Source organism: Phocaeicola paurosaccharolyticus JCM 15092 (assembly GCF_000613805.1).
GTDB classification, from domain to species: Bacteria; Bacteroidota; Bacteroidia; order Bacteroidales; family Bacteroidaceae; genus Phocaeicola; species Phocaeicola paurosaccharolyticus.
Map to the genome: position 1 here is coordinate 1 of NZ_BAJR01000060.1, position 4,329 is coordinate 4,329.

Annotated in this window: 4 protein-coding genes and 1 pseudogene; all 5 read right to left on the reverse strand. The window is 28.1% G+C overall.

The features are described 5' to 3' along the window. Positions 1-66 precede the first annotated feature (66 nt). Positions 67-413: pseudogene (locus tag JCM15092_RS16980) on the reverse strand (S26 family signal peptidase); the annotation flags it as partial. Positions 414-530: 117 nt separating this feature from the next. After that, positions 531-1,637 (reverse strand): BF3164 family lipoprotein, encoded by a 1,107-nt coding sequence (locus tag JCM15092_RS13985; protein WP_051532576.1) that lies wholly within the window; start codon positions 1,635-1,637, stop codon positions 531-533. Between the two features lie 76 nt (positions 1,638-1,713). After that, a complete protein-coding gene (locus tag JCM15092_RS13990) occupies positions 1,714-1,941 on the reverse strand; it encodes an NVEALA domain-containing protein (protein WP_024995183.1) in 228 nt (75 codons plus the stop codon). A gap of 74 nt (positions 1,942-2,015) precedes the next feature. After that, positions 2,016-3,095 carry a hypothetical protein gene (locus JCM15092_RS13995; protein ID WP_148296671.1) on the reverse strand — a complete coding sequence of 360 codons (1,080 nt, stop codon included), beginning with the start codon at positions 3,093-3,095 and terminating at the stop codon, positions 2,016-2,018. Between the two features lie 5 nt (positions 3,096-3,100). Continuing rightward, positions 3,101-4,105, reverse strand: a complete 1,005-nt coding sequence (locus JCM15092_RS14000) for a BF3164 family lipoprotein (protein WP_084488568.1) — start codon at positions 4,103-4,105, stop codon at positions 3,101-3,103. Positions 4,106-4,329: the final 224 nt, after the last annotated feature.

Genomic DNA, 4,329 nt, shown 5'->3' on the forward strand with positions numbered 1-4,329 from the left:
TCTGATAATGCTCCATTTCATCGATATTATGTTTCCTAAAACAGAATGCATATTTCAGGAAGTATACTTCACATAATACCTATTAAGGTTTAGCCCTAGACTATCCCATGCTTCGGGGTATGGAAAATTAAATACTAACACATCATTACGTTCTATTTCCCCGAACCTAAGAAGTCTAAAATATTTACATCTTTCCCTTCTGCAACTTTCCATACATTGAATATTCTACCGCCAATAACCCATTTATTCACAAGAATATTATCTCCAGGAAGAATCGATGGTTCCATTGAATTTGATGGGATTCTGAAAGATGCAAATGAAGTTACCATGAGGAACAGCCATAGTATTAATGTGAGACACAAACAAAAAGATATTGTTAATAGCTTATTCAATGTTTTTCTTATAGAGAACATAAATGAGAATATTAAATTTTAAGACAATTATTTTATTCATAATCACAAATTACTAGTATTAACAGTAGAAATATCAATTCTACCAATAATATTCTATTAAATTTGAATAGTTACAAGCTAAGGCATATTCAAGTTATATTTTTTTAGGATAAAACTCTCTCCATCAATAGAAGAAGCTATTATATATTTATTAGAACTATCAACACAGAAAGAACAAACTGGTATATCCAACAAGTATGAATCTATAAGCTTGCCATTCCAGTCAAAAATATATAAATTATCCCCAAAATAATTTGGCAATCCTTTATATTCCTTATTTTCAATAGACTCTTTATAAGTATAAGGCGTAATTAAGCAATAAATATAATCTTTTGTTACCTTAGTGACAGCGCCCATTAAACAATCATTATCTATAACCCTACGATCTCCTGATGCTTTATATATAGGATATGAGGAATATATAGGGATCTTTTGGATTATATTCATTCCATCCATCTCAAATATTTCTATAAATCTTCCTAATCGACATGTATAGACAAACTTACTTAGCTTTGGATGTTTATTAATTTGAGCATCACAATAAACTAAGAAATTAGCAGCGCATCCATTCCCGGATATCTTAAAGCCTGGGAATTTAAAATCTATGCCTTTTATTATTCCTGATTTATAGTCTATAGCTGTTAATATATTATCTTTTAGTAAATCTCCTCCAGTAGAAATGCATATACTATCATTAAGCATTATAAAATTTGGAAAAAGTAATGCTTTGTGTTCTTGAGGTATCGTTAATGTTATCCATTTTGATTTATCGAAGATGTTATTATTATTAATTTTATAGATTTTATTTATTGTTCCTGTATAGTTTGCAATATAAATGGAGCTATCAGTTGTCTGATAGAATGAATTTGTTACCTCGAATGGACCATTCCCTTTTTCTAAGAAGGACGATATCTTTTGTAAGCTGTCATTCTTTAGATTGAATATACTATATAATTTATGTTGAGATAATTCTTCAATTATTAATTTGTTATTACAAATAAAATCAACTCTTAGTCCCATTATAGTTGAATCACATTTCAATTTATGTCCTTTAAGTTCTTTCTGTGGTAATTCAAATCTATCATTTTGTGTTTCAACGCTCTTGTTTTTTTTATTTAGGTTAGAGCAAGAAATCTGTAACAGAAAAAATAATAACAAAAATATAAGCTGCTTTATGATTTTCATGATTTGTTTAATCAAAATAAATTGATAAATGTTTTTTATCCAATATGAGTAATACAATAACTCATATTGGATAAATTTATAGTCCCCAATGATCTTGGTATACTTGACCAACAGGGCGCCATGAAACATTATAAGAGATATCCATACAAGTATATGTCATTCTGTAAAAGCAATAATGTAAATCTGATTCACAACTCGCTAAAGCTTCAACATTAGCCAAAGCCAAATCAGACTTAATATCAGTTATCTGTGAGTTATATACATTATACCCAGCAACAATTGCAAATGCAGCAATAAATGCCACTTTTATAATATTTTTTTCATAACATCAAATTGTAATAACAATCTTTATAGAATCAACAAAAGTAATTTCACTATTTAAAGTTCATACTTCAATAATACAGGAGCCTTCCTCCCCTTTTGATTAGTAAGACAATAAAGATATTTTTCACTTTTATCTACTGAAATTGAATAGATATATCTATTCACAATATAGTCTGTTATAAGATTACCATATAAATCCAATTTAAAAACTTCCATGTATGTCTCTTCACTTTTTTTCTCTTTTCTTCCGACGTAAGTAAGATAAACATGATTTGAAGTGATAAAATAATCAGTAAAGGTTTTAATCTTTTTGGCTTTAAATTTTATGAATTGATTTGTTACACCAACTTTTTTATCATTAATGACATAAGAAGGTTTTATATTCTCATGCATATCAATTGTTTTAATTACATTTAAAGAATTGTCATATATAGAAATCTTATCACTATATAAGTCAGCACTCCATATTTCTTTTGTCTTATTATTAAAGAAAATCAATACACCGTTCACATCGGAGTTTACATAATTATATTCTGTACTAACCAAAGTATCAGGATTAATTTTCCCTTTAAAAAGAGGAGAAGAATACCCATTGTTATACAATGAATCATTAATATATTCAATGTTGTGTGCTACATAATGCATTGAGTCTGTAAGAAATATATCAGAACGATCATCTGAAATGTTCAGATAACTAAATTGGGAATCAAAACAGAATATACCATGTTTTAATATTGAATCTGCATTGACTGTATATATAGTATTATCACACATAACATTTACCTTAAAAAAGTTATCAGCATTAGAATTTAAAATACAAATGCAATCAGGTATTCCTTGTTTATATTTTCCGCTCACTATAGGTACAGAAAAACGTCGATTATTTTTTAAAGAATACAATTCAACCAACATGGTATTATTCCAATATGTATTATTAACAAGAATAACAGAATCATTTAGCAAACGGACACAATAAGGTTCTGCAGAAATGGAAATATCTATCTTTTCAAATTTCGTAAGTATCTTTGCTTGCTTAAAACCATTTCTTTTTTTTATTGTATCTTTACATGATTGAATTAATAATAATGTAAAAATTGATAATATTATACATAAATATTTTCTTAAGTTAAACATTGTTATCATTTTAAATCTGCACTATAAATCATATATTCAGGATTTACTCCTATACCATATATTACATCACTATTAATATCTCCACAAAGACGAATTGAAGGGAATGGCATATTAATAATCTTAACCAGATTAAGGTCATAATCGTATACATACAGTGAATGAGGTAACACCGATGTATCATAAGCTTTGCTTGGCCTTGGCATTTTACCTTCAATTTCCTCATCTCTCTGTATAAATACTATATAATTTTTAGTCAATGCCATTTCCTTTGCACCATGTGGAAAATTATCTTCAAGTAAAAGTTTACCCTCACAAATTGAATATTGTTCATCCATTCTCAATTCATTTTTTAGAACAAGTTTATCATCTTCAAGAATATAGACTGCTGTATAAGGAAACATCAAAGTATTATATACGAAAAAATTATTATTGGAATTATACGCTATATCTCCTTGATACATCTCAAATCCATTACTAATACCTTCATTTAAGGGAGTCTTTCCGCAATTTATTTTCTTGTTTTTTGTCTTTATACAAAATGGGGCATCATTAAAAGGACATAGATATATTATTATATCATTGGTAATCCTTATTATAGCCGTTGCATCTTTTATTACATCATATTTCCCAATTTCTCGGGTAACTATAGAATCTGATTTATTAACATGATAAAGTATTTCAAGATTTTTTTGAGCATCATTGATGAACAAACCTGATTTTGGTGATAACGAGAAAACTGGTGAGACAAATTCCTCAGGACCATCACCTATCTTGCCAAATGAACATATCTCATTTTTATTAATATCCACCACATGAACAAAAAAGTCTGTTGTAAAAGCACTGTACCAATATAAAATACCTTCCTGATATAATATCTTTCCAGGTAATGTTGTCATAATACTATCCACTAACACACAATATTTCTGATTTTTAATATGCAAGACATCTGGTTTCTTATTTGAGCATGAAGAAAATGAGATGATAATTAGAAATAAGATTATGTTTTTCATAATTATAATATTTTAGAGATGTTGAAGTAAGAATAACCTCAACATCTCAAACTTTATTCTATTTATGATAAGCAAATGAATATGTACGGCCATCTCTTCCGTGACAACTATAGTTATCCAAAGTAGCTATACAGTCAGTTCTAGAAGTAAACTCATCATTTGTTTCAGGAGTTGCCAGTGCTTCAATATTATCCAGAACCAAATCATACATAGCATCTGTTTTC

Coding starts and splice junctions, on each gene's coding strand:
- JCM15092_RS13985 (WP_051532576.1), bottom strand. CDS start 1,637: ATGAAAATCATAAAGCAGCTTATATTTTTGTTATTATTTTTTCTGTTA.
- JCM15092_RS13995 (WP_148296671.1), bottom strand. CDS start 3,095: ATGTTTAACTTAAGAAAATATTTATGTATAATATTATCAATTTTTACA.
- JCM15092_RS14000 (WP_084488568.1), bottom strand. CDS start 4,105: ATGAAAAACATAATCTTATTTCTAATTATCATCTCATTTTCTTCATGC.